Origin of the sequence: Rhizobium sp. CF080 (genome assembly GCF_000282095.2) — a bacterium.
GTDB lineage: Bacteria > Pseudomonadota > Alphaproteobacteria > Rhizobiales > Rhizobiaceae > Neorhizobium.
Genome location: NZ_AKKC02000016.1, coordinates 217642 through 242762, shown reverse-complemented (window position 1 = coordinate 242762; position 25121 = coordinate 217642). Strand labels below are relative to the sequence as shown.

Genomic DNA, 25121 nt, shown 5'->3' with positions numbered 1-25121 from the left:
GATGAGGACGGAGAATTTAGCCTGCCATCGGGAAACGATGGTGCGGCGGTGGAGGTGAAGACATGGATTCGATCACGACTGAAGCGCGCGAGCCCGGCCTGGAGGCGGCCAATACCGACTTCGACCTGATGACGAGTCCGGATCGGTTCATCAATCGTGAATTCTCCTGGCTGCAGTTCAACCGCCGCGTCCTCGAGGAAACGCTGAACACCGCCCATCCGCTTCTGGAGCGGGTTCGCTTCCTGTCGATCTCGGCGGCCAATCTCGACGAATTCTTCATGGTGCGCGTCGCCGGCCTCGAAGGCCAGGTGCGGCAGGGCATCGTCATCCGCTCGCCGGACGGCAAGACACCGGCCGAACAGCTCGACAATATCCTGCAGGAGATTGACAACCTGCAGATGGAGCAGCAGGCCTCACTCGCCGTGTTGCAGCAGTATCTTGCCAAGGAAGACATCCTGATCGTCAGGCCCGGGGCTCTGTCCGCCGAGGATCGCAACTGGCTGGCGAACTCCTTCGACGACGAGCTCTTCCCGGTCCTCACGCCGCTGTCGATCGACCCGGCCCATCCGTTCCCGTTCATCCCGAACCTCGGCTTCTCGATGGGCCTGCAGCTGCATAGCAAGCACGGCAAGGAGCCGATGACCGGCCTTTTGCGCCTGCCGACCACGCTCGACCGCTTCATCCGTCTGCCGGACCTCAATTCGGCGATCCGCTACATCACCCTGGAAGATGTGGTCGGCATGTTCACCGACCGGCTTTTCCCCGGTTACGAGGTCAGGGGCGCCGGCACGTTCCGCATCATCCGCGACAGCGATATCGAAGTGGAGGAAGAGGCCGAAGACCTGGTGCGCTTCTTCGAGACGGCGCTGAAGCGCCGCCGCCGCGGCAAGGTCATCCGCATCGAGACCGATTCGGAAATGCCGGCGTCGCTCCGCCAGTTCGTGGTGCAGGAACTCGGCGTGCCGGAAAACCGCGTCGCGGTTCTGCCGGGCCTTCTGGCGCTCAACACCATGTCGGAGATCACCAAGGCACCGCGCGACGACCTGCGCTTCGAGACCCACAATGCTCGATTTCCCGAGCGGGTTCGCGAACACGCCGGCGACTGCCTTGCCGCCATCCGCGAAAAGGACATGGTGGTTCACCACCCTTATGAGTCCTTTGACGTGGTTGTGCAGTTCCTTTTGCAGGCAGCGCGCGACCCGGACGTGCTCGCCATCAAGCAGACGCTCTACCGCACCTCGAACGACAGCCCGATCGTCCGGGCGCTGATCGATGCGGCCGAAATGGGCAAGTCGGTGACGGCGCTGGTCGAGCTCAAGGCCCGATTCGACGAAGAGGCGAACATCCGCTGGGCGCGCGACCTGGAGCGCGCCGGCGTGCAGGTCGTCTTCGGTTTCATCGAACTGAAGACGCATGCCAAGATGTCGATGGTGGTTCGCCGCGAGGACGGCAAGCTCAGGACCTATTGCCATCTCGGCACCGGCAACTACCACCCGATCACCGCCAAGATCTATACGGACCTGTCCTTCTTCACCTGCAACCCGAAGATCGCCCATGATATGGCGAACATCTTCAACTTCATCACCGGTTACGGCGAGCCGGCCGAGAGCATGAAGCTGGCGGTCTCGCCCTATACGCTGCGGCCCCGCATCCTGCGCCATATCGAGGAAGAGATTTGCCACGCCCAGGAAGGCAAGCCGGCGGCGATCTGGATGAAGATGAATTCGCTGGTCGATCCGGAGATCATCGACGCGCTCTATCGCGCCAGCCGCGCCGGCGTCGAGATCGATCTCGTGGTGCGCGGCATCTGCTGCCTGCGTCCGCGGGTTCCCGGCCTCTCCGACAATATCCGCGTCAAGTCGATCGTCGGGCGCTTCCTAGAGCACAGCCGCATCTTCTGTTTCGGCAACGGTTTCGGCCTGCCGTCCGACAAGGCGCTGGTCTATATCGGTTCGGCCGACATGATGCCGCGCAACCTCGACCGCCGGGTCGAGACGCTGGTGCCGCTCCTCAATCCGACGGTGCACGAGCAGGTTTTATCCCAGATCATGCTCGGCAACCTGATTGACAACCAGCAGAGCTACGAGATATTGGCCGACGGCACGTCGCGGCGCATGGAAGTGCGCAAGGGCGAGGAACCTTTTAACGCGCAGCACTATTTCATGACCAATCCGAGCCTCTCGGGGCGCGGTGAAGCCCTGAAGTCGAGTGCTCCGAAACTCATCGCCGGCCTCGTGTCCGGACGCAAGAAATAGGCACTATGGTACGATCAGAAGCCCAGGGGCGCCTTCCGGGGATCGCTCCTGTCTCCGTCATCGACATCGGCTCGAACTCCGTCCGCGTCGTCATCTACGAAGGCCTTTCCCGCGCCCCGACCGTCCTCTTCAACGAGAAGGTGCTGTGTGGCCTCGGCAAGGGGCTGGGTTCGAACGGCCGCATGGATGACGAGGGTGTCGCGCGCGCCCTGTCGTCGCTGAAGCGCTTCCGCGCGCTCTCCACTCAGGCCCAGGCAACCGAAGTCTACGTACTGGCGACCGCTGCCGCCCGCGAAGCGTCGAATGGCCCGGATTTCATCGCCCAGGCGGAAGAGATCCTCGGCCAGCGGATCCAGCTTCTGTCGGGCGAGGAAGAGGCGCGGTATTCGGCGCTCGGCGTCATCAGCGGCTTCCATGACCCGGACGGCATCGCCGGCGACCTCGGCGGCGGTTCGCTGGAGCTGATCGACATCAAGGGCACGGAATTCGGCCGGGGCATCACCCTGCCGCTCGGCGGGCTGAGGCTGTCGGAATCCTCCGGCAATTCGCTTTCCAAGGCGCGCACCTTCGCCCGCAAGCAGGTGAATACGGCGCGGTTCCTGGAAAACGGTGCGGGCCGCACCTTCTATGCCGTCGGCGGCACCTGGCGAAACATCGCCAAGCTGCACATGGAGATGAGCAAATATCCGCTGCACATGATGCAGGGCTATGAGCTTACGCTCGACGAGATGCGGAAATTCCTCGACGAAGTGATCGCCGCCAAGGACAGCAAGGATCCCGCCTGGCAGGCCGTTTCCAAGAACCGCCGTTCGCTGCTGCCTTTCGGCGCCGTCGCGATGCAGGAAGTGCTGGACGTCATGAAGCCCGCCAAGGTGAGCTTTTCCGCGCAGGGCGTTCGCGAAGGCTATCTCTACTCGCTGCTTTCCGATGAAGAGCAGGCGGGCGATCCGCTGCTGGTCGCCGCCGACCAGCTCGCCATCCTGCGCGCCCGCTCGCCCGAACACGCCCGCGAACTCGCCGACTGGACCGGCCGCATGGTGCCGGCCTTCGGGATTGTCGAGACGGAAGAGGAAAGCCGCTATCGCCAGGCCGCCTGCCTGCTCGCCGATATCAGCTGGCGCGCCCATCCGGACTATCGCGGCCTGCAGGCGCTGAACCTGATCGCCCATTCCTCCTTCGTCGGCATCACTCATGCCGGCCGCGCCTATCTGGCGCTCGCCAACTACTACCGTTTCGAAGGTCTGCATGACGACGGCGCGACCGGGCCGCTGGCGACGATCGCCACACCCCGCCTGCTCGATCTCGCAAAGCTGCTCGGCGGGCTGCTGCGGGTCGTCTATCTCTTCTCCGCTTCCATGCCGGGCCTCGTCGACCACCTGAGCTTCCGCCCATCCTCGGAACCGGATCTCGACCTCGAATTCGTGGTGCCCTCCGCCTACCGCAATTTCGCCGGCGAGCGGCTGGACGGGCGTTTGCAGCAGCTGGCGAGGCTGACGGGCAAGCGGCTGGCGTTCCGGTTCGAGTAGTACCCGGAGGGGGGCGGGAACACGGGCATGGGGACAGTTCGTCGCCATGCCGGACCCCCACACTCAGCCTGAGGGTCTACTCCAATTGGACAACTTCCCCGATGCCGCCGTTGAATTATTTTACGGCGCGCTAAACGGGAGGGGACGAATGTCATATCTGCGTATCTGGATCTGGGCGACGTTGGCGTTCGTCATCTGTGCGTCCCTGATGACCTTGGGTTACTTCGACATCGAAGGAAAACTACCGGCCCCGCCGCCGTTCTACCTGGAAACCTGGGCGGGATTGATGGTCTTCGTGACGATATCGACCGCGTTCATCAAGTGGTTGTTTAATTATCGCGGTTGAGGGCAGGTGAGTGGCTGCTTCGCGCCAATAGTGGACACCCTGCCTTTCCTCAAAGCTGTGTGATCCATTCATGTCCGGGATACATCGCCTCCAGCCAACATCGTAGGTCGGCTTTTTCCTGATCGTAAAGCTTCGGCAACGCAGCCTGGAAGTCTGCAGCATCTTTGGGCCGAATGTGTTTTGCCTTAAACAAAAGGACGAGAGCAGGAGCGAGATAAGGAATTCCGGATGGTGTTTCTCGAACGACAGTCGACCTAGGCAAACGGAACGATGGATCGCGCTTGTAAATCCAGTTTTCCGGGGTGCCATGTTCGATCATCATGTCTACTCGCCAGCAAACGTTGGTCGTGTCGGCTCCCCACAATTGGTAGGTCTCTGGTCGAGGCCTGATTTCGGGAGCAAGATAAGCAAACGTGCCGTTATGGACCTCGAAGAAATCCAGCTCGGATAACTGGGCGCGAAAAAGATCGACATCCTCCGAAAGTATGCAGAACTCCAAGTCCTCATGATCGCGGGTCTGGTAGCCGTGCCACAGGTCCAGTGCCCAGCCACCGACAACGTACCAGGGTGAACTCTGATAGCGGAAGCGCTCAAAAAGCAGTTCCGGTGCCCAGGCATCCCACGCATCATCTGGAATATGCTGCATCCCCACCTCTGCCTTTCTATTGCCTCGACTGTCGCTTTACTCAGTGAGGGATAACAGCCCTTCGCGTCGCGGACGAAGATATCATTGATGCATCTGGCTTTCCGATATCACATACCGCGTATGACCGCTTCGGGCCAAAAGCGGCCCCACTAACGGCCAAGCCCCCAAAAAAGAGCGCCCGGCTTTCACCGGACGCTCTTCGCCTTTGAGACGCTTCCCGCTTACTTCGCGGTCAAAAACTCCCCAACTTCGAGTACGCTGAACTCATTGTTATCAGCCTTGTCGACGGCGCGGCCGGCCGAGAAGGGGAGGTTGTTGTCGTTGCCGATGATGATGTGGGTGGCGTCGATGACGTCGACGTTCTCGATCGTCACGAACGGCATGTCGTAGACGCCGGCGACATTGCCGGCCTTCTTCTTGTTGTCCGGGTCCTGGATGTTCATCAGGTCGATATAGCCGATCTTGCGGACGGCCTTGCCGACATTGGCGTCGGTCATTTCGATCTTGTAGACGCGCTTGTGCTTGGCCGGTGCGTTGAAGCAGGTCGGCTCCGGCTTTGCCGGGTCGGCGCAGGGCTTGTCGGCGGTGCCGGCGCCGTTGTCGCGCTCGATGACGAGAGCGGTCGTCGCGTCGACCATGTTGAAGTCGCCGATCGCCTCGCCGCCCTTGGAGAGCGGGTAAAGCCAGGAGCGGCCGGTCCACGCCTTGGAGGCGACGTCAAACTCGATGACGCGCAGCGCGGTCAGCCCGTCTGCGTCTTCGACCTTGCCGTCTTCCTTGTAGAGCGGCCCTTCGAGCAGGCCGTAGAGCTTGGCCCCGTCCTTGGACATCGCAAGGCCTTCATAGCCGCCGGAACGCTTCACGTTGAAGACCGGTGCCTTGGCGACCGGGTTCGCCTGCAGCTGGACGAGCGGGCTGTCGGGAGATGTGACCGGCTTGCCGTCGACGAACGTCGATACGACGTCCGTCAGGCGGCCTTGGCTGTCGACCTTGATGAGATAGGGACCGAATTCGTCGCCGAGCCAGAAGCCGTCGGCAACCGGCTGGATCGATTCGATGTCGAAATCGGCGCCGGTGAGGTAACGGGTCTCCGAAGCTTCCGCGACGATGGGGAACGGCGCGATCTTGTTCGGGTCGGAGAGGAAGACGTTCTTGACGACTTCGGCCTTGTTGGCAGCCCAGTCGAATTTCATCTGGTGCAGGAACAGCATGGCGTCGGAGGAATTGGTCTTGCCGCCGAAACCGTTGTCCGACAGCGTCCAGAACGTGCCGTCAGCCATAGTCTTGATGCCGGAGAAACCCTGGACCGGCTGGCCGTCGAGCGGCAGCTTGACGTCGGTGATGCGGGCGCCGTCCTTGCCCGGCAGGGTGCCGAGGGCTTCGGTGCGCTTGCGGTCGGCGGTGGTGAACTTGCCGGATGTCTTGAGGAACGCCGGTGCATCGGCCGGAGCCGGGAGGACCGTGTTGGCGGGCAGGACCGCCTGGCCGGTGAGCTTGGCTGGGAAAACCTTGTCGTCGGCGGAAGCGGAGCCGCTGATCAGCGCGGCGAGCGCGACGGTAGCAAGCAGAAAGCGAGTCATGGGATCACCTGTTGGTTGGCGTGTCGAAGACGCCAACCGGTTAAGGCGAGTGCGTGACGGGGAGGTGATGGAAGATTGACGCTTCGATGAAGCTTTGATGACGGTTATTTTACAAGGGCCCGCAGCTTCAGGCGCTCCTGCGAAGCGCCATCCAGCGGCCCGGTGTCATGCCGAATGTCTTCTTGAAATGACGGGTGAAATGCGCCTGATCGGCAAAGCCCGTCTCGACCGCGATATCCGCCAGGCTGCCGCCTTGCGACAGCAAGACCTTCGCCCGATCAAGCCGACGCATGACCAGATAGCGGTGCGGGCTGGTCCCGAGAAGCTTCCGGAATTGCCTGGCGGTGGTGTAGCGGTCGAAGCCGCTGACGTCCTCCAGTTCCTCGGAAGAGACAGTCCGGTCCGTGTTCGCCTGCAGGTAATCGCGGCAGCGCAGAACCGCCTCTTTTGCGCGCGGCGTGCCCGCCGCGCTGCCCTTGCCGTCCGCATGGCGCCAGAGGCTTGTCGCAAGCCGGGCGATCAGGTCGTCGAGCAGCAGGTCCTGCGGCTCGGCTTCAAGATCGTCCAGAGCTTCGGCAAGACACTGCCGGAATTGCGCATCCGCGATGATCGGGTCGGGCACGAAGGGCAGGCCGCGCGAACCGCCGACCGCCTCGATCAGCCGCTCCGGCGGCAGGTAGAGCATGCGGTAGCGCAGGCCGTCGTCGGTGCCGGCCGCACCGTCATGCACCTCGTCCGGATGCAGCACGATGACATTGCCGGGCAGGCTGGCGCGGGCCGCACCGCGATAGTGGAAGGTCTGGACGCCCGACAGCGTCAGGCCGAGCGCGTAAGTGTCGTGGCGATGCGGCTCGAAACCGAGCCCGTGGAAGCGAGCCTCGATCCGCTCGATGCCGCGCGAGGAGGGCGCCTGGACGATGCCGTCCGATGCGCAATCTGTGCTGATCCCAGATGTGCCTGCGGCGCTGCACGAACGTTCAAGACCCACGGCACCCTCTGCCGCTATCTCGTCAGTTCTTGCATGACCTTTGGCATAACCTTCGACGGAGTTGTTCTTCATGTTCGATACCAAGATCGCGATCGTGCTTCGCGATGACCTCGCCCCCTGGCAGGAGCTCAATGTGACCGCGTTTCTGACGAGCGGCATCATCGCGCAAAATCCCGCGATCATCGGCCAAGCATATCGGGATGCGGCAGGTCATGTCTACAATCCGATGAGCATCCAGCCGGTCGTGGTGCTGACCGCCGACCAGGAGATGCTGCGCACCATCCACCGGCGCTCGCTGGAACGGGACGTGACGACATCGGCCTATATCGAGGAGATGTTCTCGACCGGCCATGATGCTGCCAACCGCGAGGTGTTCGCACAGTTCTCGCCGGAGGATGCGAAACTGGTGGGCATCGCGATCAGGACCGACAAGAAGATCGTCGACAAGATCACCAAAGGCTCGAAAATGCATGCCTGACGGCGAGGAAAGCAGTCCTCGGAATGATCCAGAGCGCGGCGATCGGCGTGGTCGAGGCCACGATATAAGTGGTGATGCTAAGGAGCAGGTAGTTGATCCAGGCAACGTGCTTCGCCCTCATCAGGCCCGGCAGGGCGACGAGCAGGTTGGCGGCGCAGATCCCCCGGACGATCGGGCGGTTCCAGAGCGGCGAAAAGGCCCCGAACCCTGACGCTTCCATGACGAGGACGAGCAACAGCGAGAGCAGGACGACGACGGCGATCAGGACATTCGATGTCGGGTAGCGCATCGGTCGCTCAGGCCTCCAGCGCCGCGAAGTTCAAGGCAAGCGCTCAGGGCATAACCCTTAAAGCTCCACCGCCTCGACCTTCTTGTTGACGAAGCGCAGCGCCACGCCGCCGCTGATCAGTTTGAGCGCCGTGTCGCCGAAGAGGTCACGGCGCCAGCCGTGCAGGGCTCCAACCTCGGCCGCTTCGCCTTCGGCGGCGATCTTTTCCAGATCGTCGGTATTGGCGATGATCTTGGCGGCGACTCCCTGTTTGTCGGAGATCAGCTTCAGGAGGACCTTGAGCAGTTCGACGGCGGCGGCGGTGCCTTCCGGGACATGCACATGTTTCGGCGCATGCGGCATCTCGGTCTTCGGCAGGGCGAGCGCGGCATTGACCGCTTCGATGATGGCGGTGCCGGAGGCGGAGCGCTCCCAGCCTTTCGGAATGGTGCGGAGCCGCGACATGGCCTCCACGTCCTTCGGCTGCTGCTGGGCGATCTCGTAGATCGCGTCGTCCTTCAGCACACGGGAACGCGGCACGTTGCGGCTGCGCGCTTCACGTTCGCGCCAGGCGGCGACGTATTTCAGGACGGCGAGCTCCGTCGGCTTGCGCAGGCGCGACTTGAGGCGCGCCCAGGCGTCGTCCGGATGCAGGTCATAGGTGCCGGGCGATTCGAGGACTGCCATTTCCTCGGTCAGCCACAGGGCGCGGCCTTCGCGCTCGAGCTGGGCTTTCAGGAAGAGATAGACGTCGCGCAGATGGGTCACATCGGCCAGCGCATATTCGAGCTGCTTGTCGGACAGCGGCCGGCGGCTCCAGTCGGTAAAGCGCGAGGACTTGTCGATATGGACGTCCTTGATGCGGCTGACGAGCTGGTCGTAGGAGACCGAATCCCCGAAACCGCAGACCATGGCGGCGACCTGCGTATCGAAGATCGGATGCGGCACCAGATTGCCGAGATGGTGGATGATTTCGATGTCCTGGCGGGCGGCGTGAAACACCTTGATGACGGCGGGATTGGCCATCAGCTCGAAAAAGGGTTTCAGGCTCAGCCCCTTGGCGAGCGGATCGACAAGGACTTCGACAGTCGGGCTTGCCATCTGGATGAGGCACAGCTCCGGCCAGAAGGTCGTTTCCCTGAGAAACTCGGTGTCGATGGTGATGAAGTCCGATTGGGCCAGCTGGATGCAGGCTTCTTCGAGTGCAGCGGTCGTTTGGATCATCGTTTCATTCACGTGAGGGTGATCAACCTTCCTTCTCCTTCCGGCCGCATATGTCAATACGCAACGGTGTTTAAGCGTTACTCGCGCTCGTCTTTATCGGGCGGACCGGCGAGCCTGTTGAAATAGGCCGATGTCCGAAGCAGTGCACGAAAGCGCCAGGATCGCTCCGATGGGGGCACTGAGGCACGCGCCCGCATTCGCCTGAGCGTGAAGATCATGAAGCCCAGGAAAATGAACGAGGTATAGGCGAAAAAGGCGCGCGGTCCGTAATATTGCAGCAGGATCGAGGCGAGCAGCGGCCCGATCGTCGCGCCGACAGACCAGTAGAACAACAGGCCCGCCGAGACCAGCGCGTGCTCGCCGGGCTTGGCATAGTCGTTGCCATGTGCCGAACAGAGAGAATAGAGCGGCATCGAGAAGGCGCCGAACAGGAAGACGCTGACGATATTGGCGGTCTCGTTGGTACCCGCCCCGAAGGAGAGGTAGGCGCCTGTGATGATCGAGCCGATCGTCGTCCACAGGATGACGCGGCGCCGGTCGAGCCGGTCGGAATAGATGCCGAGCGGATATTGCAGCACCACGCCGCCGATGATGCCGGCGCTCATGAACGTGGCGATCGAGGTGATGCTCATGCCGATCTCTTCGGCATAGATCGGCCCGATATTGCGGAAGGCCGCCATCGACAGGCCGACTGAGATGACGCCCACGACCGCAAGCGGCGAAATCCGCCAGACGGCCTTGAGGTCGAAGGCGATCGCTTCCGGCGGCGCCGGGCTCGACTTGTCGGCGATCGAGATCGGCACCAGCGACAAGACCAGCGCAATCGCGATGATGTTGAAGATGATCGGGCCTTCGATGCCGACGGTCGGAATGATGTATTGCGCCACCGTCACCGAGCCGAGATCGACGAAACGGTAGACGGAGAGCGTGCGTGCGCGGTTGGCATTGGTGACCTTGGCGTTGATCCAGCTCTCGACCGTTGCAAACAAGCTGGCGACGGCAATACCGATCACGAAGCGCATCGCGAACCAGAAGACCGGGTCGATGATCATCGACATGCCGATTGAAGCCGAAGCTGTGACCGCTGCCATGGCCGAGAAGGTGCGGATATGGCCGATCTGCCGGAGCAGCCGCGTCACATACATGCAGCCGAAGGCGAAACCGATGCTGTAGCCGGCGCCGATCATGCCGATGGTCGAAGGCGAAAACCCTTCGGCCGAGCCGCGCAGCGCGATATATGTTCCTTGAAGTCCGTTGCCGCCGATGAGGATGCCTGCGGTGACGAGGAGGGGGATCAGCGGACGGATATGGCTCATCGGCAGGGCTTTGCACGGGAATCGGGAGAGGCACTGGCAGTTCTACCGAACCTATATCCTGAACGGCGGGCGGGGCACAGCGATAAGCGACACTTACGGTCTTTCGATCCTTCGGGTCATGTGCGGGAGATTGTGCCGGTGCTCTGGCGGCAACGCGTGTCCGTATCGGAGGCCTCTGGAGTTGCGACCTTTGTTGTCCTAATCGGGAGGAAACGGAGGCGCCCACACATGAGTCCCATCCTCATCGTCATCTTTCTCGCTGCTGCCACGGCCCGAATCGCGAGCGTCGTGGTCTCCAAGCGGCATGAACTGAAGTTGCGGGAGGAGGGCGCGGTGGAGTACGGAGCGTTGAACACCAGGCTGCTGGCGCTCGCCCACGGCGTGTTCTATCTCGGGGCGTTCGGCGAAGGCTGGAGCCGGCATACCGAATTCGACAGCCTGTCCGCGACCGGTCTTGCGATCTTCGTAGCCTCTCTGCTGATGCTGGTCTGGATCGTCCGGCTGCTCGGTCCGGTCTGGACGGTGAAGATCATGATCGCGAAAAACCATCTGGTCAGCCGGCACTGGCTTTTCCGCACCATCCGGCACCCGAACTATTTTCTGAACATCCTGCCGGAACTCGTCGGTTACGCACTGATCTTCCACAGCTGGCTCACGCTTATGATCGGGCTGCCTGTCTACCTCGTCATCCTGATCGTTCGTATCGTGCAGGAGGAGAAGGCGATGCGCGACCTGTTCGGGGCCGCCGCAGCCCGCTGACCGCGGCCCGATATACCTGCGATCCTTCACGGCGTTTTGGGCGGCAGATCGGTTCTGCCTTGACAAAGCATGTCCATCATGCGCTTTTCCCGCCGATTTTCCATAAAGCCGGCAGGCCGTGCTACGCACGCCAAAAGACCGCAAAACTTAACCGTCCAGGATACTGAAATGCACCGTTACCGCAGCCATACCTGTGCCGCCCTCAAGAAGTCCGACGTCGGATCGACCGTCCGCCTGTCCGGCTGGGTGCATCGCGTGCGAGATCACGGCGGCGTGCTGTTCATCGACCTTCGCGACCATTACGGCATGACCCAGGTCGTCGCCGATCCGGACAGCCCCGCCTTCAAGACCGCCGAGATCGTTCGCGGCGAGTGGGTCATCCGCATCGACGGCCTCGTCAAGGCGCGCTCGGAAGACACCGTCAACAAGGGCATGGCGACCGGCGAGATCGAGCTCTACGCCCAGGAGATCGAAGTGCTCTCCGCTGCCAAGGAACTGCCGCTGCCGGTGTTCGGCGAGCCGGACTATCCGGAAGACGTGCGCCTCAAGTACCGCTTCCTCGACCTGCGCCGCGAAACCCTGCACCGGAACATCGTCAAGCGCACCCAGATCATTTCCGACATGCGCCGCCGCATGGGCGAAATCGGTTTCGCCGAATATTCGACGCCGATCCTGACCGCTTCGTCGCCGGAAGGCGCACGCGACTTCCTGGTGCCGAGCCGCATTCATGAGGGCAAGTTCTTCGCGCTGCCGCAGGCGCCACAGCAGTACAAGCAGCTGCTGATGGTCGCCGGTTTCGACCGTTATTTCCAGATTGCTCCGTGCTTCCGCGACGAAGACCCGCGCGCCGACCGCCTGCCGGGCGAGTTCTACCAGCTGGACCTGGAAATGAGCTTCGTCACCCAGGAAGACGTCTGGAACACGATGGGTCCGGTCATGACCGGCGTGTTCGAACAGTTCGCCGAAGGCAAGCCGGTCACCAAGGACTGGCCGCGCATTCCCTATGACGTGGCGATCCGCAAATACGGCTCCGACAAGCCGGACCTGCGCAATCCGATCGAGATGCAGGCCGTCACCGACCATTTCGCCGGCTCCGGCTTCAAGGTGTTCGCGGGCATGATCGCTTCGAACCCCAAGGTCGAAGTCTGGGCAATCCCGGCCAAGACCGGCGGCAGCCGCGCATTCTGCGACCGCATGAACGCCTGGGCGCAGTCGACCGGCCAGCCGGGCCTCGGCTACATCTTCTGGCGCAAGGAAGGCGACAAGCTCGAAGGCGCCGGGCCGCTCGCCAAGAACATCGGCGAGGAGCGCACCGAGGCGATCCGCACCCAGCTCGGCCTCGATGACGGTGACGCCTGCTTCTTCGTCGCCGGCGACCCGGCCAAGTTCTACAAGTTTGCAGGCGAAGCCCGCACCCGCGCCGGCGAAGAACTGAACCTCGTCGACCGCGACCGTTTCGAGATGTGCTGGATCGTCGACTTCCCGTTCTACGAATGGAGCGAGGAGGAAAAGAAGATCGACTTCGCCCACAACCCGTTCTCCATGCCGCAGGGCGGCATCGAGGCGCTGGAAAACCAGGATCCGTTGACGATCAAGGCATTCCAGTATGACGCGGTGTGCAACGGCTTCGAAATCGCTTCGGGTTCGATCCGCAACCAGTCGCCGGAACTGATGGTCAAGGCCTTCGAAAAGGTCGGCCTCAGCCAGGCAGACGTCGAGGACCGGTTCGGCGGCATGTACCGCGCCTTCCAGTACGGCGCGCCTCCGCATGGCGGCGCGGCTTTCGGCATCGACCGTATCGTCATGCTGCTCGTCGGCGCCAAGAACCTGCGCGAAGTGACGCTGTTCCCGATGAACCAGCAGGCGCAGGACCTGCTGATGGGCGCCCCGTCGCCGGCCACGCCGCAGCAGCTGCGCGAACTCGCCATCCGCGTCATGCCGACGCCGAAGAAGGACTGAGTTCTTGCAAGAACACAAAAGCCCGGCCATGTGCCGGGCTTTTTGATTCAATCTCTGAGGTTGATGGACCTAAAGGTCGGCAGCGACGGCCTTTTTCAGGTCGAGCGTGAACTGGCCCGACATGCCTTCGAGTGTCGTGTTGGTCAGCCCCACCAGCGTGACTTTCCTCGTCAAGTCCATGAACCAGTGGTGGCCGTAGACGCCACCCCATTGCAGCGAGCCGGGTGACACCGGCAGTCCCGCCTTTGCCGGATCGAGAACGATCGCCCAGCCCAAACCGAAGCCGAAACCCGGCCGCGTCGGCTCCAGCAGATCGCCGATCTGGTTGGTCGTCATCGCCCTGACCGTCTTTTCGGACAGCAGCGGCGCGCCGCCTTTGCGGATGGCTTCGAGCACGGTCAGCACGTCGGAGGCGATCCCGGCCATGCCGCCGCCGCCGGAATGGAAAGAGGCGAGGTCGAAGATGCGGTCGGGGGCGAAGGTCACCGTGCCGTTGAGGACGGGGACCTTTTCCGTCTCGCCCATCCGCTTCGGCTCGGGCGAACCGTCGACGTAAGGGGCCGCCAGCCGGCTGCGGTCGGTGACGGTGAAGCCGGTATCGGAAAGGCCGAGCGGCCGCATCACCAGTGCCGCGACGGCCTCGCCGAGGCGCTTGCCGGTTTCCGTCTCGATGACGCCGCCGAGCACGTCCATCGAGACCGAATATTGCCAGCCGGTGCCGGGCGTAAAGAGCAGCGGTACGGAGGCGATGCGGCGGAGATTCTCCTCGAGCGAAAGGCCTGGCTGGTCGACGCCGTCCGAAACGCCGGCGTGGACATAAGGTCCATCATCCCGCTCGAAACAATAGCTGAGACCGGACGTGTGGGTGAGAAGATGCCGGATGAGGATGGCCGGCTCGGAGCCGCCCTCGAGGCGGGGCCGGAAGTCCGGCAGCCATTTCGTCACCGGATCGTCGAGGCCGATGCGGCCCTGTTCGACGAGCCGCATGGCGGCGATGGTGACGATCGGCTTGGTCACCGAGGCCAGCCGGAAGATCGTGTCCTCGCTGGCCGGCAAGCGTGCCTCACGGTCCGCAAAACCGGCGGCGCGGCGGTAGATGACCTCGCCGTCCTTGGCGACCATCACGACGGTACCGACGAGGCGCCTGGAGGCGAGCGCACTATCGATTGCAGCGTCGATGGTGGGGCAGGATGTTCGGGTCGAGGGACTGATGGGCAGATTCATGGGACGAAACCTCCGGTGAAGACGCTTTCATCTAGGGCCGCCTCAGAGCGGGACGATCCGGTGGGCGACGAAAAACCATTGGGCGACATGTTGGGCGACGATCGGCTCGACGACGGAATTGATCAGTTTCACATCGTCGATCAGCCGGCCGCCGGGACTGTCCTCCGGCGGCAGCCGAAAGGGTTCGACCGTGCGGAAGGTGAAATGCGTGCCGCGGTCGCGGGTGACATAGATCGGATAAAGCAGCGCATCCGTCTTGCGGGCGAGGCGGGCGACGAAGGCGTAATTGCCCTGCAGATGTGCCGGCCGGCCGAACAGGGGAGCTCTGACCTTTCCTTCGAACCCCTCGTCGCAGAAGACGATCAGGTTGCCATTGTCCTTGAGCGTCTGAAGTGCGGGCCGGACGGCATCCTTTCCGGGCTTCAGCACGGTCAAACGGTCGCGCCGCCGTTCGCGGTTGACCAGCCAGTGATGCACGCGGCGTTTCGGGGGATCATAACTGCCGGTCAGTTCCAGCCCCATGGCCACCAGCGACTGCCAGGCGACCTCCCAGTTGGCGAGATGCAGGCCGATGAAGATGACCGGCTGGCCGGCGCACTGCTGGACGAGGTTCTCGGTGCCGACGAAACGGATGTTCTGCGTCTTGGCGGCGAGGCGGCGCATCACGGCATATTCCGCCCGCTGGCGCCCCTGCGAATCCGCGAATTCCTCGAGCCAGGCCTCGATCTGCGTTTCGGAGGCCTCGGGCCGGATGATGCGGAAATTTTCCCGGGCGCGGGCCGACATCACCTTGTATCGGCGCGGTATGACATGGCGGCCGAGAAAGCCGCCGATATTCGAGACGACGCTCGCCGGCAGCATCTTGAAGGCAAAAACCATCAGAAGGTCGCGGATATCGCGCGGTGTTTCCTTGCGGAGATGCTTGAAGAACTGCCGGCGGGCTTCACCGCCGGCAAGGAAATCGGAGAAACGAAGGGATGTTCCCTCTTCGAAAACCCAAGCCTTGCGTTTGCTTGCCTTATGGCCCGCTTCCAGCGGTCGGTTCTCCTCCATCCCGCTCACCGTCGATGCAGCGTAACGGGCAGGCCGCCGCGCGGCCTGAGCGTCAGCCGGCAGACGGGCTCCACCTTGTGGCTCTCCGGCACCCGCAGCTTGAACCGCTGGGCCAGAACCGCCAGGCACAGGATCGATTCCGTCAGCCCGAACTGCAGGCCGGGACAGATGCGCGGGCCGCTCGCAAACGGAATGTAGCTATAGGGAACCGGCCTTTTTCCGCCCATGAAACGCTCCGGATTGAAGCGATGCGGATCCTCGAAGAGGGACGGGGTCCGGTGCAGGGTCCAGGGCACGATCATCACCAGCGATGCCGGCTTGACGTCGATAGTGCCGACACGGTCGGCCTGCTTGGCCTGGCGGGCGAGGATCGGCACCGGCGGGTAGAGGCGCAGCGTCTCCTCGATCACCGCCGTACACCACTTGAGCTTCGGCACGTCGTCGACTGTGGGCACGTTGCTGCCGCAGACCGCTTCGATCTCCGCATGTACGGCCTCTTCGACCCAGGGCGCCTTGGACAGCAGATACCAGGCCCAGGTGAGCGTTGCGGCCGTCGTTTCGTGGCCGGCCATGAAGATGGTGGCCGCTTCGTTGCGCAGGGCGACCACGTCGAGCTTAAGTTCCGGATTGCGCTGCTGCCGGCGGATCAGCAGCTCGACCATCGAATTGTCGTCGCCCTTGCCGGCCAGGTGATCCTCGATGACCCGGTCGATAATGGTGTGAATGCGTTTGACCGAACGGCGCAGCGACGGGGTGCGCATGAGCGGCAGGCCTTCGTCGAAACCCAGGAAATAGCCGATATTGACGGAATCGATCAGCGCCTGGTAGCTGCTAAAACCGTCCGTCACGCTGCCGGCCTGTTCTTCGCCCAGGTCGTTTCCGAAGACGCTGCGGGAGATGATCTCCGCGGTCAGCCCGGCCATCTCGTAGAGCGCGTTGACGGAGGCGCGGTCGCCGAGCTTCGTCCAGCGCTCGACGAGTTCGAGCGACGTGGTCTTCATGATGTTGCCGAAGGCCGGAACCCGGTATTTGTGGACGATGTCGGACACCAGCGGACGCCGCTGCTTCCAGGTCTCGCCATCCGAGATGAACAGGCCGTCGCCGAGCAGGTATTCGAGCGCGCGGCGCATCTGCGGCGTCTTCCGTTCGAAATTTTCGTGGCGCGTCGCGACCACGTATTTGATCGCCTCCGGGGAATTCACCGCCACGATCTGGCGGCCGAGCAGCCTGATCTGGCTGACCCGCTCGGAATAGTCGGTCTGCCGCCAGATGGACAGGAAGTCCCGCCGGGCTGTCATCAGCCGCTGCAGCGGATTACCCGGCCGACCGCTGTAATAGGATGGGCGAGCCGGCTCGAAGCGTTGTCCGGCGCCATCGAAGGTCTCGATCGTCTGGGTGTCGGCAGCAAGCCAGGACAGCATGAAAACGCAAGCCTCTCGTCAAAACGACATTTGCCGATGCTTGGTTGTCCGTCCCCGCCTCGTCACCGCAATCTTGTCGCTTGCGCTTGGCCGCGGCGTCAAGATGCCGACCAGGCTTTCCCATGCGTGGAGGGGCTGGGGGGAACCATATCCGCGCGTTTGTGTTGTTAGGGCAGCAGAAGCACAGGGAGAAACAATATGCGCAAGACCCTACTGGCCGCGTCGGCGGTGCTGATCGCACTCTCGGGCGCAGCTTATGCCCAGACGACGATCGTTACCCAGGACCCGGTCACCACCAATTCGACCGTCGTTCTGCCCGGCGAGGTTCGCACCTACGTGATGCAGCAGAGCGTTCCGTCGGTTTCCTATCAGGGCGACATCGCGGTCGGCACGGCCCTTCCGGATACGGTCGAGGTGCACACGGTCGATGGTTACAACGACTACGCCTACACGGTCGTCAACGAACGCCGTGTCATCGTCAATCCGCAGACCCGCACGGTCATCCAGGTTCTGGAATAGTTCGGACAAGCTCAGTCAGAGCAATAAAAAACCCGGCGAGCGATCGCCGGGTTTTTTCATGTCGAGGGCGGGGCCTCAGTCGTTGGCGGTGACCTTGACGCCGAGAACCTTTGGCAGCGTGTTCGGCGCGCCCATCGCGGCACCCATGATCATCGGGAACGGGACGGCATCTGCCGGCTCGGCAGTGATCGTGAAGCTGCCCGGCTTGTCGAGATAGGTGTTGACCGCAGCGCTCACCATGTTCTGCAGTTCCGGCACATTGTACTGCGCCAACATCATCGGCGTCATGCCCTTCAGCATCTGTGCCATGGCTTCGCCCGTGGTCCCCTGGCTCTTGCCGGCATAGTCGAGTGCCTTCTTGGTGATGCCGGCATCCTCGAAGCGAATCTCGGCGCTGTTGAAGGTGAGGCGCTGCATCAGGCCGAGCATCGCAAGGCCTGCGGCCTGCTGGGCTTCTTCCTTGTTCGGATTGGCTTCCATCGCCTTGGCGGTCTCGTTCGCCGATTTGATGAAGTCGAGCGTGTAGCCGGACATGCTGAAGGCGAGGTTGAATTTGCCGACCCTGGCGAAATCGAGGGCGTATTCGTCGATGTCGAGCGTGCCGTCCTTGAGGGTCCAGGCGCCGGACATTGCAACCTTGCCGTCAAGCGAGGTGACGCCGAGCTGTTGCAGCGTGTCCTTGGTCTGCGCGTCCTCGACGAGGCTGAGGTCGCTCTTGATGCCGTTGACCTGGAGGTCGAAGCCGACGGAGGAATTGTCGTCCGCAACCTCAGTGGTGACGTTCGTCTCGTCGACCGAGAAGGCCGGCTTGCCGTCGACGGTGGCCGTTATCTTGCCGACATGGGCTTCATCGTAGAGCAGGATCGCATCGAGGCTGTCGCCGGTCGCATTGGCCGGCACGGTGAGGCCGCTGATCGAGATGTCCGAGGCGGTGAAAGCGGTCTTGTCTTCGGTGGCGTTGACGTTGTCGAACGTGACCTTCTCCACCGTGTAGCCGCCGCTATCCTCTTCGACGCCCTCGAACTTGACCGTGCCGAGCGGCAGGCTCTGCTTGCCGGCCTGAACCAGGAACTTGGCATTGGTGAGCGTGACGTCCGAACCGTTGACGGTGGCCTTTTCCGCCGAGAAGCCGGCGCCGCCCTGGATCGAGAGCGCGTTGTTGATCTTGGCGACGAGATCGTTGCCGTCGAGCGCGAATGCCGGGCCGGCGAAAGTCGAAAGTGCTGCGCCGGCGAGCAGAAGTCGGGCCTTGGTGGAGTATTGCATCGAAGTTCCTCCTGGCGGGCAATGGTCCGGCCCGCGATCGTTTAGGGTTTGTCGATAGTTCGGTCTGCTTGTTCGCGGCAGCTTATAGGCAAGCCGGGTAAAAGGTTTATGGCTGTGTTCCACATTCCTTTCGTCAAAATTGCGGCTGACGATTCAGGGTAAACCAATCACTGATTTCCGCTTGGGAAAAGCCTTCATCCACAGGCTGTCGCCCTTACTTTCTTGCCGAGAATCGGGCTTTCCGCTAGTCAAGGCCCATGGGAAAAAATCTGACACCACCCGGCGGCGACGGCGGCGACAACATCCTGCCGGTCGATTTGAAAGCAGCGCTCGAAGAGCGTTACCTCGCCTATGCGCTTTCCACCATCATGCACCGCGCGCTGCCGGACGTGCGCGACGGCCTGAAACCCGTCCACCGCCGCATCGTCTACGCGATGAGCGAGATGGGCCTGCGCCCCAACGCCGCCTTCCGCAAATGCGCCAAGATCGTCGGCGAGGTGATGGGTAATTTCCATCCGCACGGCGACCAGTCGATCTATGACGCGCTGGCGCGTCTCGCGCAGGATTTCTCGCAGCGTTATCCGCTCGTCAACGGCCAGGGCAATTTCGGCAATATCGACGGCGATAGCCCGGCCGCGATGCGTTATACCGAATCGAAGATGACGGCGGTCTCCGAACTGCTGCTCGAAGGCATCGACCAGGACGCGGTGGATTTCCGCGACACTTACGACGAGTCGAACTCGGAGCCGGTCGTGCTGCCCGGCGCCTTCCCGAACCTGCTCGCCAACGGCACGTCGGGCATTGCGGTCGGCATGGCGACATCAATCCCGCCGCACAATGTCCATGAGCTCTGCGATGCGGCGCTGCACCTGATCAAGAACCCGGCGGCGACCGTCGAGGATCTGATGGCGGATCCGGCCGAGCCCGCCAAGGGCGGCATCGAAGGCCCCGATCTTCCGACCGGCGGCATCATCATCGACAGCCGGGAATCGATCGTCGAGGCCTACAAGACGGGCCGCGGCGGTTTTCGCGTCCGCGCCCGCTGGGTGATCGAGGATCTCGGCCGCGGCGGTTATCAGATCGTCGTCACCGAAATTCCGTTCCAGGTGCAGAAGTCCAGGCTGATCGAGAAGATTGCCGAACTGCTGCTCGCCCGCAAGCTGCCGCTTCTCGAAGACGTGCGCGACGAATCGGCCGAAGACGTTCGCGTCGTGCTGGTGCCGAAGAGCCGCACGGTCGATGCGACCCTGCTGATGGAATCGCTGTTCAAGCTCTCCGAACTCGAGACCCGCCTGCCGCTCAACATGAACGTGCTCTCCATGGGCCGTGTGCCCAAGGTGATGGCGCTCAACGAAGTGCTGCTGGAATGGCTGGCGCACCGCCGCGACGTGCTGGTCCGCCGCTCGCGCTTCCGGCTAGCCGCGATCGACCGGCGGCTGGAAATCCTCGGCGGTTTGCTGATCGCCTACCTCAATATCGACGAAGTGATCCGCATCATCCGCGAGGAGGACGAGCCGAAGCCGGTGATGATGGAGCGCTGGTCGCTCTCCGACATCCAGGTCGAGGCGATCCTCAACATGCGGCTTCGCGCCTTGCGCAAGCTCGAAGAATTCGAGATCCGCACCGAGCATGAGAACCTTACTAAGGAGAAGGCGGATATCGAATCGCTGCTCGCATCCGAAGACAAGCAGTGGCGGGTCATCGAGCACGAGATCCAGGACGTCCGCAAGAATTTCGCCAAGGGCCGGGGCAAGCCCTATGCGCGCCTGACGACCTTCGCCGACGCGCCGGATGCCGATATCGACGCGATCAACCAGGCGATGATCGAGAAGGAGCCGATCACCGTCGTCGTTTCCCAGAAGGGCTGGATCCGCGCGCTGAAGGGGCACATCTCGGATACCTCGACGCTCACCTTCAAGGAAGGCGACGGGCCGAAGATCGCGTTTACGGCACAGACGACTGACAAGCTGCTGCTCGTCACGACCGGCGGCAAGGTCTATACGCTCGGCGCCGACAAGCTGCCGGGCGGCCGCGGTCATGGCGAGCCGATCCGCATCATCGTCGACATGGAGAACGACCAGGACATCCTGACCGCCTTCGTCCATGAGCCATCGCGCAAGCTGATCGTCGCCTCGACTGCGGGCAACGGTTTTGTCGTGGCCGAAAGCGAGATGATCGCCAATACCCGCAAGGGCAAGCAGATCATGAACGTCGCCATGCCCGACGAGACGAAGCTGGTCGTGCCGGTTTCGGGCGATCACGTCGCGGTCGTCGGCGAGAACCGCAAGCTGCTGGTCTTCCCGCTGACCCAATTGCCGGAAATGACCCGCGGCAAGGGCGTGCGCCTGCAGCGCTACAAGGATGGCGGCATTTCCGACATCCGCTGCTTCACCATGGCCGACGGACTTTCATGGGAAGACAGCGCCGGCCGCTCGTTCACCCGCAACAAGGACGAACTGCTCGAATGGATCGCCGACCGCGCCACCGCCGGCCGCGCCGTTCCGAAGGGCTTTCCGCGGAGTGGGAAGTTTGCGGGGTGATCAGCTTTTGGCGAGTGCGCTGAGGGTTACGTGATACTTCCTCATCGCCATTTTGGCGGCGAGGAGCTGACGCTGGAAATCCTCATCTGATACCGTCTTGGGATCGAAAAGCTCGATCCCGGTATCGTCGACATGAAGCTCCAGTATCTGACCTTCTTTCCAACCAAGACGATCGAGAATCTCCTGCGGCAAGACGATGCCGTGATCTTCGCCGATCTTTTGAATGGTGATCTTCTGAACAGTGCTCTTCGTGCTCATCGCCAGCCACCTATAGTAGTAGCGGGACACTACCACATGCAAAAGAGCTCGCGAATATCAAATCGTTTGCGAGGCCATCGTCTTGACCCGCATCCGCTCCACCCGCCGCATCTGCCACGCGGAATAACCGATCAGTGCCAGCACGAGGATCGAGCCGCCGAGCAGGGTGCGGGCGGACGGGACCTCGGAAAAGATCAGCCAGACCCAGATCGGCGCGAGGATGGTTTCGAGCAGGTAGAACATGCCGACTTCGGGGCCGGAGAGGTATTTCGGGCCGGTCGCCAGGCACCAGAAGGCGAGCGGCATCATGATCGCGCCGTCGAATATCAGCCAGATGGGGTGTTCGACCGAAAAGCCGCCCGTGCCGGCAAGTGAGGATGTGCCGACGAAGGAAAGACCGATCGTTGCCGGGATGATGGTCGCGACCAGCGGCACGAAACCCATGTCAATGCGCGCAGCCCGGCTGAGCGTGATCGCCAGTGCAAGCAGGAACGAGGCTATTGCCGCCAGGATGTCGCCGAGGATGTGGCCGCCGGCAAGCCCGCCCGAAACGATCAGGCCGACGCCGAAAAACATCACCAGCATGGTGACGAGCGTCGCAGGCGAGGGCCGTTCCTTCAGGATCAGCCAGCCGAGAATGGCGGCATACATGGGTGTGAAGGCGACGATGAAGACGACGTTGGCCGTCGCCGTGTTGAAGACGGCGCCGAGGAAGGCGATCGTCGAAATGCCGTAGCAGAACCCGGCGGCAAGTCCGGCCCTGCCGGGGATCAGCACCGGACGGCTCGAACTGAGGCGGCGGACGAGCAGCCACAGGATGATGGCGGCGGCAAAAGTCGCCGTGCTGCGCAGCGCGACCGTCGACCACATTTCGCCATGCCCGAGACGCACGAGCGGCACGTCGAAGGAGAGCGCAAGTCCGCCGATGGCGGTGAGCACGAGGCCCTTTTTATGATCGTTCATGAGGTGATTTCAGATGTCCGTGGCGGGATCGAAGATTTCCCAACCGCGCGGGGTCAGGTGTTCCTGGGGCTGGAAGCGGGTCTTGTAGCCCATCTTCGCCGAACCCTTGACCCAGTAACCGAGATAGACATGCGGCAGGCCGAGCGTCCTGGTGCGGGCGATATGGTCGAGGATCATGAACGTGCCGAGCGAGCGCTTTTCATACTCGGGGTTGAAGAAGGAATAGACCATCGACAGGCCGTCGCTCATCATGTCGGTGAGCGCCACCGCGAGCAACTCGCCCTTCGGCTCGGCGCTGATGCCGGAGCCCGGCTCGCGGCGGCGGTACTCGATGATTCGGGTGTTGACATGCGTGTCTTCGACCATGATCGCATAGTCGAGTGCCGACATGTCCGACATGCCGCCTCGCTGGTGACGGTCGTCGAGATAGCGGCGGAAGAGCGAGAACTGTTCGGTGGAAGGCTGCGCCGGATAGACCGTCGCGATCACGTCGCGATTGGTGGCGAGAACCCGCTTCATCGAGCGCACGGGCTCGAATTCATGGGCGAGAATGCGCACGGAAATGCACGCACGGCAGGATTCGCAGGCCGGCCGGTAGGCGATGTTCTGCGAACGGCGGAAACCGCCCTGGGTCAGTAGGTCGTTCATCTCGGCGGCGCGCGGACCGACCAGGTGAGTGAAGACCTTTCGCTCCATTTCACCCGAGAGATAGGGACAAACTGCCGGGGCCGTCAGATAGAACTGCGGTGAGGGCGTTGCCTGGGTGTTCATTGCGTCGTGGCAGTCCGGTCTTTAGTGTCGTAAATGTCATACCATGGCGCATAAAAGTAAAACGTCAACCATATGCTGCGACAGGCAGCCGGCATGTACCATAAACTTTTGGCCAGTGACGTAATCGTTACGGCGTACGCACCACGACCGTGCCGAGCAACAGGTCGTGCACGAGACGCGAACGCTCGATGAACAGGCCCGCGAGCAGGATGAGCGGCGTCAGCACCGAATTGATGATCCAGAAGATCACCGTGTGGGCCATGGCGGTGAGGAAATCCATCCGCCGGCCGTCGACCCGCAGCATGGCGATCCCCATGGCGCGCATGCCGGGCGAGGCTTGGGCCGAGCCGCCGAGCGTCATCCCGAAATAGAGAAGCGCGACGATCACAAACAGGACCGGGTAGAGCATGAAGCCGAGGCCGAGCGTGATGATTCCGAGGAAAAACACGACGACCGCTGCCGGAATGCACAGCAGCAGCACGATCACGTAGTCGATAATGAAGGCGAACACCCGGCGCGAAAGAACGCCGCTATAGGCGCGCCAATCGTCCGGTGCGGCATAGGTCGGGTTCGGGTCGAGGCTCATCGTTTCAACATCTCCTGTTTCTCGGATATTGATATGGGAAGAAACCGCCTCGGCAACAAGACTTATCCGTTTTTCGCCAGTTTCTTCGCCACGTCCACCGCAAAATACGAAAGAATCCCGTCGCAGCCGGCGCGTTTGAAGCAGAGCAGCGTCTCCATCATGACCCGTTCGCCGTCGATCCAGCCGTTCATCGCGGCGGCCTTGATCTGGGTATATTCGCCGGAGACCTGGTAGGCGAAGACGGGAAGGCCGAACGCTTCCTTGATGCGCCAGCAGATGTCGAGATAGGCGATGCCGGGTTTGACCATCAGCATGTCGGCGCCTTCCTCGACGTCGAGGGCAGCGTCCCGCACCGCTTCGGTGCCGTTGGCCGGCGAGATGTAATAGCTGTTCTTGTCGCCCTTCAGCAGGCCGCTGGTGTTGATCGCCTCGCGATAGGGGCCGTAGAAGCCGGAGGAGAACTTCGTCGCATAGGACATGATGCCGACATCCTGATGGCCGCTGGCATCGAGGCCGCGGCGGATGGCGCCGATGCGGCCGTCCATCATTTCCGACGGCGCAATGATATCGGCGCCCGCATCCGCCTGCATCACGGCGGCCCGGACGATCTGGTCGACCGTCTCGTCGTTGACGATGATACCGTCACGCAGGATTCCATCATGGCCGTGGCTGGTGAACGGATCGAGCGCCACGTCGGTGATGATGCCGATATTCGGCACGGCCTTCTTGAAGGCGGCGGTCGCCTGGTTGATCAGGTTGTTGGCGACCAGGCTGTTGGAGCCGGTCTCGTCACGCAGGTCCATCTCGATATCGGGGAAGGTGGCGATCGCCGGAATGCCGAGGTCGGCAGCTTCCTTCACCGCCTCGACCGCCTTGTCGATGCTCATGCGGTTGACGCCGGGCATGGCGGCGATCGGATCGACGATGCCGGTGCCGGGAACGATGAAGATCGGCCAGATCAGGTCGTCGACCGTCAGCCGGTTTTCCTGCACCATCCGCCGCGTCCAGTCGGCCTTGCGGTTGCGTCGCATGCGGCGATGGCCGGTGATCTCGTCGACCAGATGCGTCTTGTCCATGGGCCTCATGTCTCCATTCCTTCTTACCTGCGCCGGTCCATACCATGTGCACGAACGATTATGAATGGGCGGGATCGCCGCACGCCCACCGCTTCGCGG

General features: G+C 62.5%; 23 protein-coding genes. 8 read left to right on the top strand and 15 right to left on the bottom strand.

Going from position 1 to position 25121, the window contains the following annotated elements; all coding sequences use genetic code 11:
- Positions 1-62 precede the first annotated feature (62 nt).
- The 3 genes from PMI07_RS31425 (at position 63) to PMI07_RS31415 (ending at position 4127) form a co-directional block, all read left to right on the top strand.
- Positions 63-2255, top strand: coding sequence for an RNA degradosome polyphosphate kinase (locus tag PMI07_RS31425; protein ID WP_007765367.1), 2193 nt, complete (start codon positions 63-65; stop codon positions 2253-2255).
- A 5-nt stretch (positions 2256-2260) separates the two neighbouring features.
- Positions 2261-3781 (top strand): exopolyphosphatase, encoded by a 1521-nt coding sequence (ppx, locus tag PMI07_RS31420; RefSeq protein ID WP_007765365.1) that lies wholly within the window; start codon positions 2261-2263, stop codon positions 3779-3781.
- Positions 3782-3929: 148 nt separating this feature from the next.
- Positions 3930-4127 carry a hypothetical protein gene (locus PMI07_RS31415; RefSeq protein ID WP_007765363.1) on the top strand — a complete coding sequence of 66 codons (198 nt, stop codon included), beginning with the start codon at positions 3930-3932 and terminating at the stop codon, positions 4125-4127.
- A gap of 49 nt (positions 4128-4176) precedes the next feature.
- On the opposite strand, the gene PMI07_RS31410 is transcribed toward PMI07_RS31415, so the two are convergent.
- From PMI07_RS31410 to PMI07_RS31400, 3 genes are all read right to left on the bottom strand, one after another.
- Complete coding sequence (locus PMI07_RS31410; RefSeq protein ID WP_007765351.1) at positions 4177-4773, bottom strand: hypothetical protein; 597 nt, start codon at positions 4771-4773, stop codon at positions 4177-4179.
- A 221-nt stretch (positions 4774-4994) separates the two neighbouring features.
- Entirely contained in the window at positions 4995-6353 is a 1359-nt protein-coding gene (locus tag PMI07_RS31405; protein WP_007765349.1) for an esterase-like activity of phytase family protein, read from the bottom strand.
- Between the two features lie 127 nt (positions 6354-6480).
- On the bottom strand, positions 6481-7413 hold the full coding sequence (locus PMI07_RS31400; protein ID WP_081761011.1) for an AraC family transcriptional regulator: 933 nt from the start codon (positions 7411-7413) through the stop codon (positions 6481-6483).
- Between PMI07_RS31400 and PMI07_RS31395 the strand changes: the two genes are divergently transcribed.
- Complete coding sequence (locus tag PMI07_RS31395; protein WP_007765345.1) at positions 7412-7819, top strand: DUF2000 family protein; 408 nt, start codon at positions 7412-7414, stop codon at positions 7817-7819. The two genes, PMI07_RS31400 and PMI07_RS31395, sit on opposite strands and share 2 nt — an antisense overlap.
- Here the strand turns inward: PMI07_RS31395 and PMI07_RS31390 are convergent.
- From PMI07_RS31390 to PMI07_RS31380, 3 genes are all read right to left on the bottom strand, one after another.
- Positions 7791-8108 (bottom strand): hypothetical protein, encoded by a 318-nt coding sequence (locus tag PMI07_RS31390; RefSeq protein ID WP_007765343.1) that lies wholly within the window; start codon positions 8106-8108, stop codon positions 7791-7793. The two genes, PMI07_RS31395 and PMI07_RS31390, sit on opposite strands and share 29 nt — an antisense overlap.
- 57 nt (positions 8109-8165) lie before the next feature.
- Positions 8166-9311: a ribonuclease D gene (gene rnd / locus PMI07_RS31385; protein ID WP_007765339.1), complete on the bottom strand. Its 1146-nt coding sequence runs from the start codon at positions 9309-9311 to the stop codon at positions 8166-8168.
- 77 nt (positions 9312-9388) lie between these two features.
- Positions 9389-10627: an MFS transporter gene (locus PMI07_RS31380; protein ID WP_007765323.1), complete on the bottom strand. Its 1239-nt coding sequence runs from the start codon at positions 10625-10627 to the stop codon at positions 9389-9391.
- Between the two features lie 228 nt (positions 10628-10855).
- Here PMI07_RS31380 and PMI07_RS31375 point away from each other — a divergent pair, with 228 nt between their 5' ends.
- Positions 10856-11386 carry an isoprenylcysteine carboxyl methyltransferase family protein gene (locus PMI07_RS31375; RefSeq protein ID WP_007765319.1) on the top strand — a complete coding sequence of 177 codons (531 nt, stop codon included), beginning with the start codon at positions 10856-10858 and terminating at the stop codon, positions 11384-11386.
- 168 nt (positions 11387-11554) lie between these two features.
- Complete coding sequence (gene aspS, locus PMI07_RS31370; protein ID WP_007765317.1) at positions 11555-13345, top strand: aspartate--tRNA ligase; 1791 nt, start codon at positions 11555-11557, stop codon at positions 13343-13345.
- Positions 13346-13414: 69 nt separating this feature from the next.
- Here the strand turns inward: aspS and PMI07_RS31365 are convergent, their stop codons facing one another.
- From PMI07_RS31365 to PMI07_RS31355, 3 genes are read right to left on the bottom strand one after another with little or no spacing between them, the layout of a single operon-like run.
- The gene (locus PMI07_RS31365; protein WP_024164335.1) at positions 13415-14569 is read right to left on the bottom strand and encodes a serine hydrolase domain-containing protein; all 1155 of its coding nucleotides are present in this window, start codon (positions 14567-14569) and stop codon (positions 13415-13417) included.
- Between the two features lie 42 nt (positions 14570-14611).
- Complete coding sequence (locus tag PMI07_RS31360) at positions 14612-15622, bottom strand: Lauroyl/myristoyl acyltransferase (RefSeq protein WP_007759037.1); 1011 nt, start codon at positions 15620-15622, stop codon at positions 14612-14614.
- Positions 15623-15627: 5 nt separating this feature from the next.
- Complete coding sequence (locus PMI07_RS31355) at positions 15628-17043, bottom strand: cytochrome P450 (protein ID WP_007759039.1); 1416 nt, start codon at positions 17041-17043, stop codon at positions 15628-15630.
- Positions 17044-17241: 198 nt separating this feature from the next.
- Here PMI07_RS31355 and PMI07_RS31350 point away from each other — a divergent pair, with 198 nt between their 5' ends.
- On the top strand, positions 17242-17562 hold the full coding sequence (locus PMI07_RS31350; RefSeq protein WP_007759040.1) for a DUF1236 domain-containing protein: 321 nt from the start codon (positions 17242-17244) through the stop codon (positions 17560-17562).
- Positions 17563-17637: 75 nt separating this feature from the next.
- On the opposite strand, the gene PMI07_RS31345 is transcribed toward PMI07_RS31350, so the two are convergent.
- The gene (locus PMI07_RS31345) at positions 17638-18828 is read right to left on the bottom strand and encodes a hypothetical protein (protein ID WP_007759041.1); all 1191 of its coding nucleotides are present in this window, start codon (positions 18826-18828) and stop codon (positions 17638-17640) included.
- 257 nt (positions 18829-19085) lie between these two features.
- Between PMI07_RS31345 and parC the strand changes: the two genes are divergently transcribed.
- Positions 19086-21368 carry a DNA topoisomerase IV subunit A gene (parC, locus tag PMI07_RS31340; RefSeq protein ID WP_007759042.1) on the top strand — a complete coding sequence of 761 codons (2283 nt, stop codon included), beginning with the start codon at positions 19086-19088 and terminating at the stop codon, positions 21366-21368.
- On the opposite strand, the gene PMI07_RS31335 is transcribed toward parC, so the two are convergent.
- The 5 genes from PMI07_RS31335 to hemB all read right to left on the bottom strand — a co-directional run bounded on the left by PMI07_RS31335 (position 21369) and on the right by hemB (position 25022).
- Positions 21369-21626, bottom strand: a complete 258-nt coding sequence (locus tag PMI07_RS31335; protein WP_007759044.1) for an AbrB/MazE/SpoVT family DNA-binding domain-containing protein — start codon at positions 21624-21626, stop codon at positions 21369-21371.
- Between the two features lie 57 nt (positions 21627-21683).
- Positions 21684-22589 (bottom strand): DMT family transporter, encoded by a 906-nt coding sequence (locus PMI07_RS31330; protein ID WP_024164334.1) that lies wholly within the window; start codon positions 22587-22589, stop codon positions 21684-21686.
- 9 nt (positions 22590-22598) lie between these two features.
- Positions 22599-23360, bottom strand: coding sequence for an arginyltransferase (locus PMI07_RS31325; protein ID WP_007771108.1), 762 nt, complete (start codon positions 23358-23360; stop codon positions 22599-22601).
- A gap of 127 nt (positions 23361-23487) precedes the next feature.
- The gene (locus PMI07_RS31320) at positions 23488-23946 is read right to left on the bottom strand and encodes an RDD family protein (protein ID WP_007771107.1); all 459 of its coding nucleotides are present in this window, start codon (positions 23944-23946) and stop codon (positions 23488-23490) included.
- 62 nt (positions 23947-24008) lie between these two features.
- A complete protein-coding gene (gene hemB / locus PMI07_RS31315) occupies positions 24009-25022 on the bottom strand; it encodes a porphobilinogen synthase (RefSeq protein ID WP_037088749.1) in 1014 nt (337 codons plus the stop codon).
- Between the last annotated feature and the right edge of the window lie 99 nt (positions 25023-25121).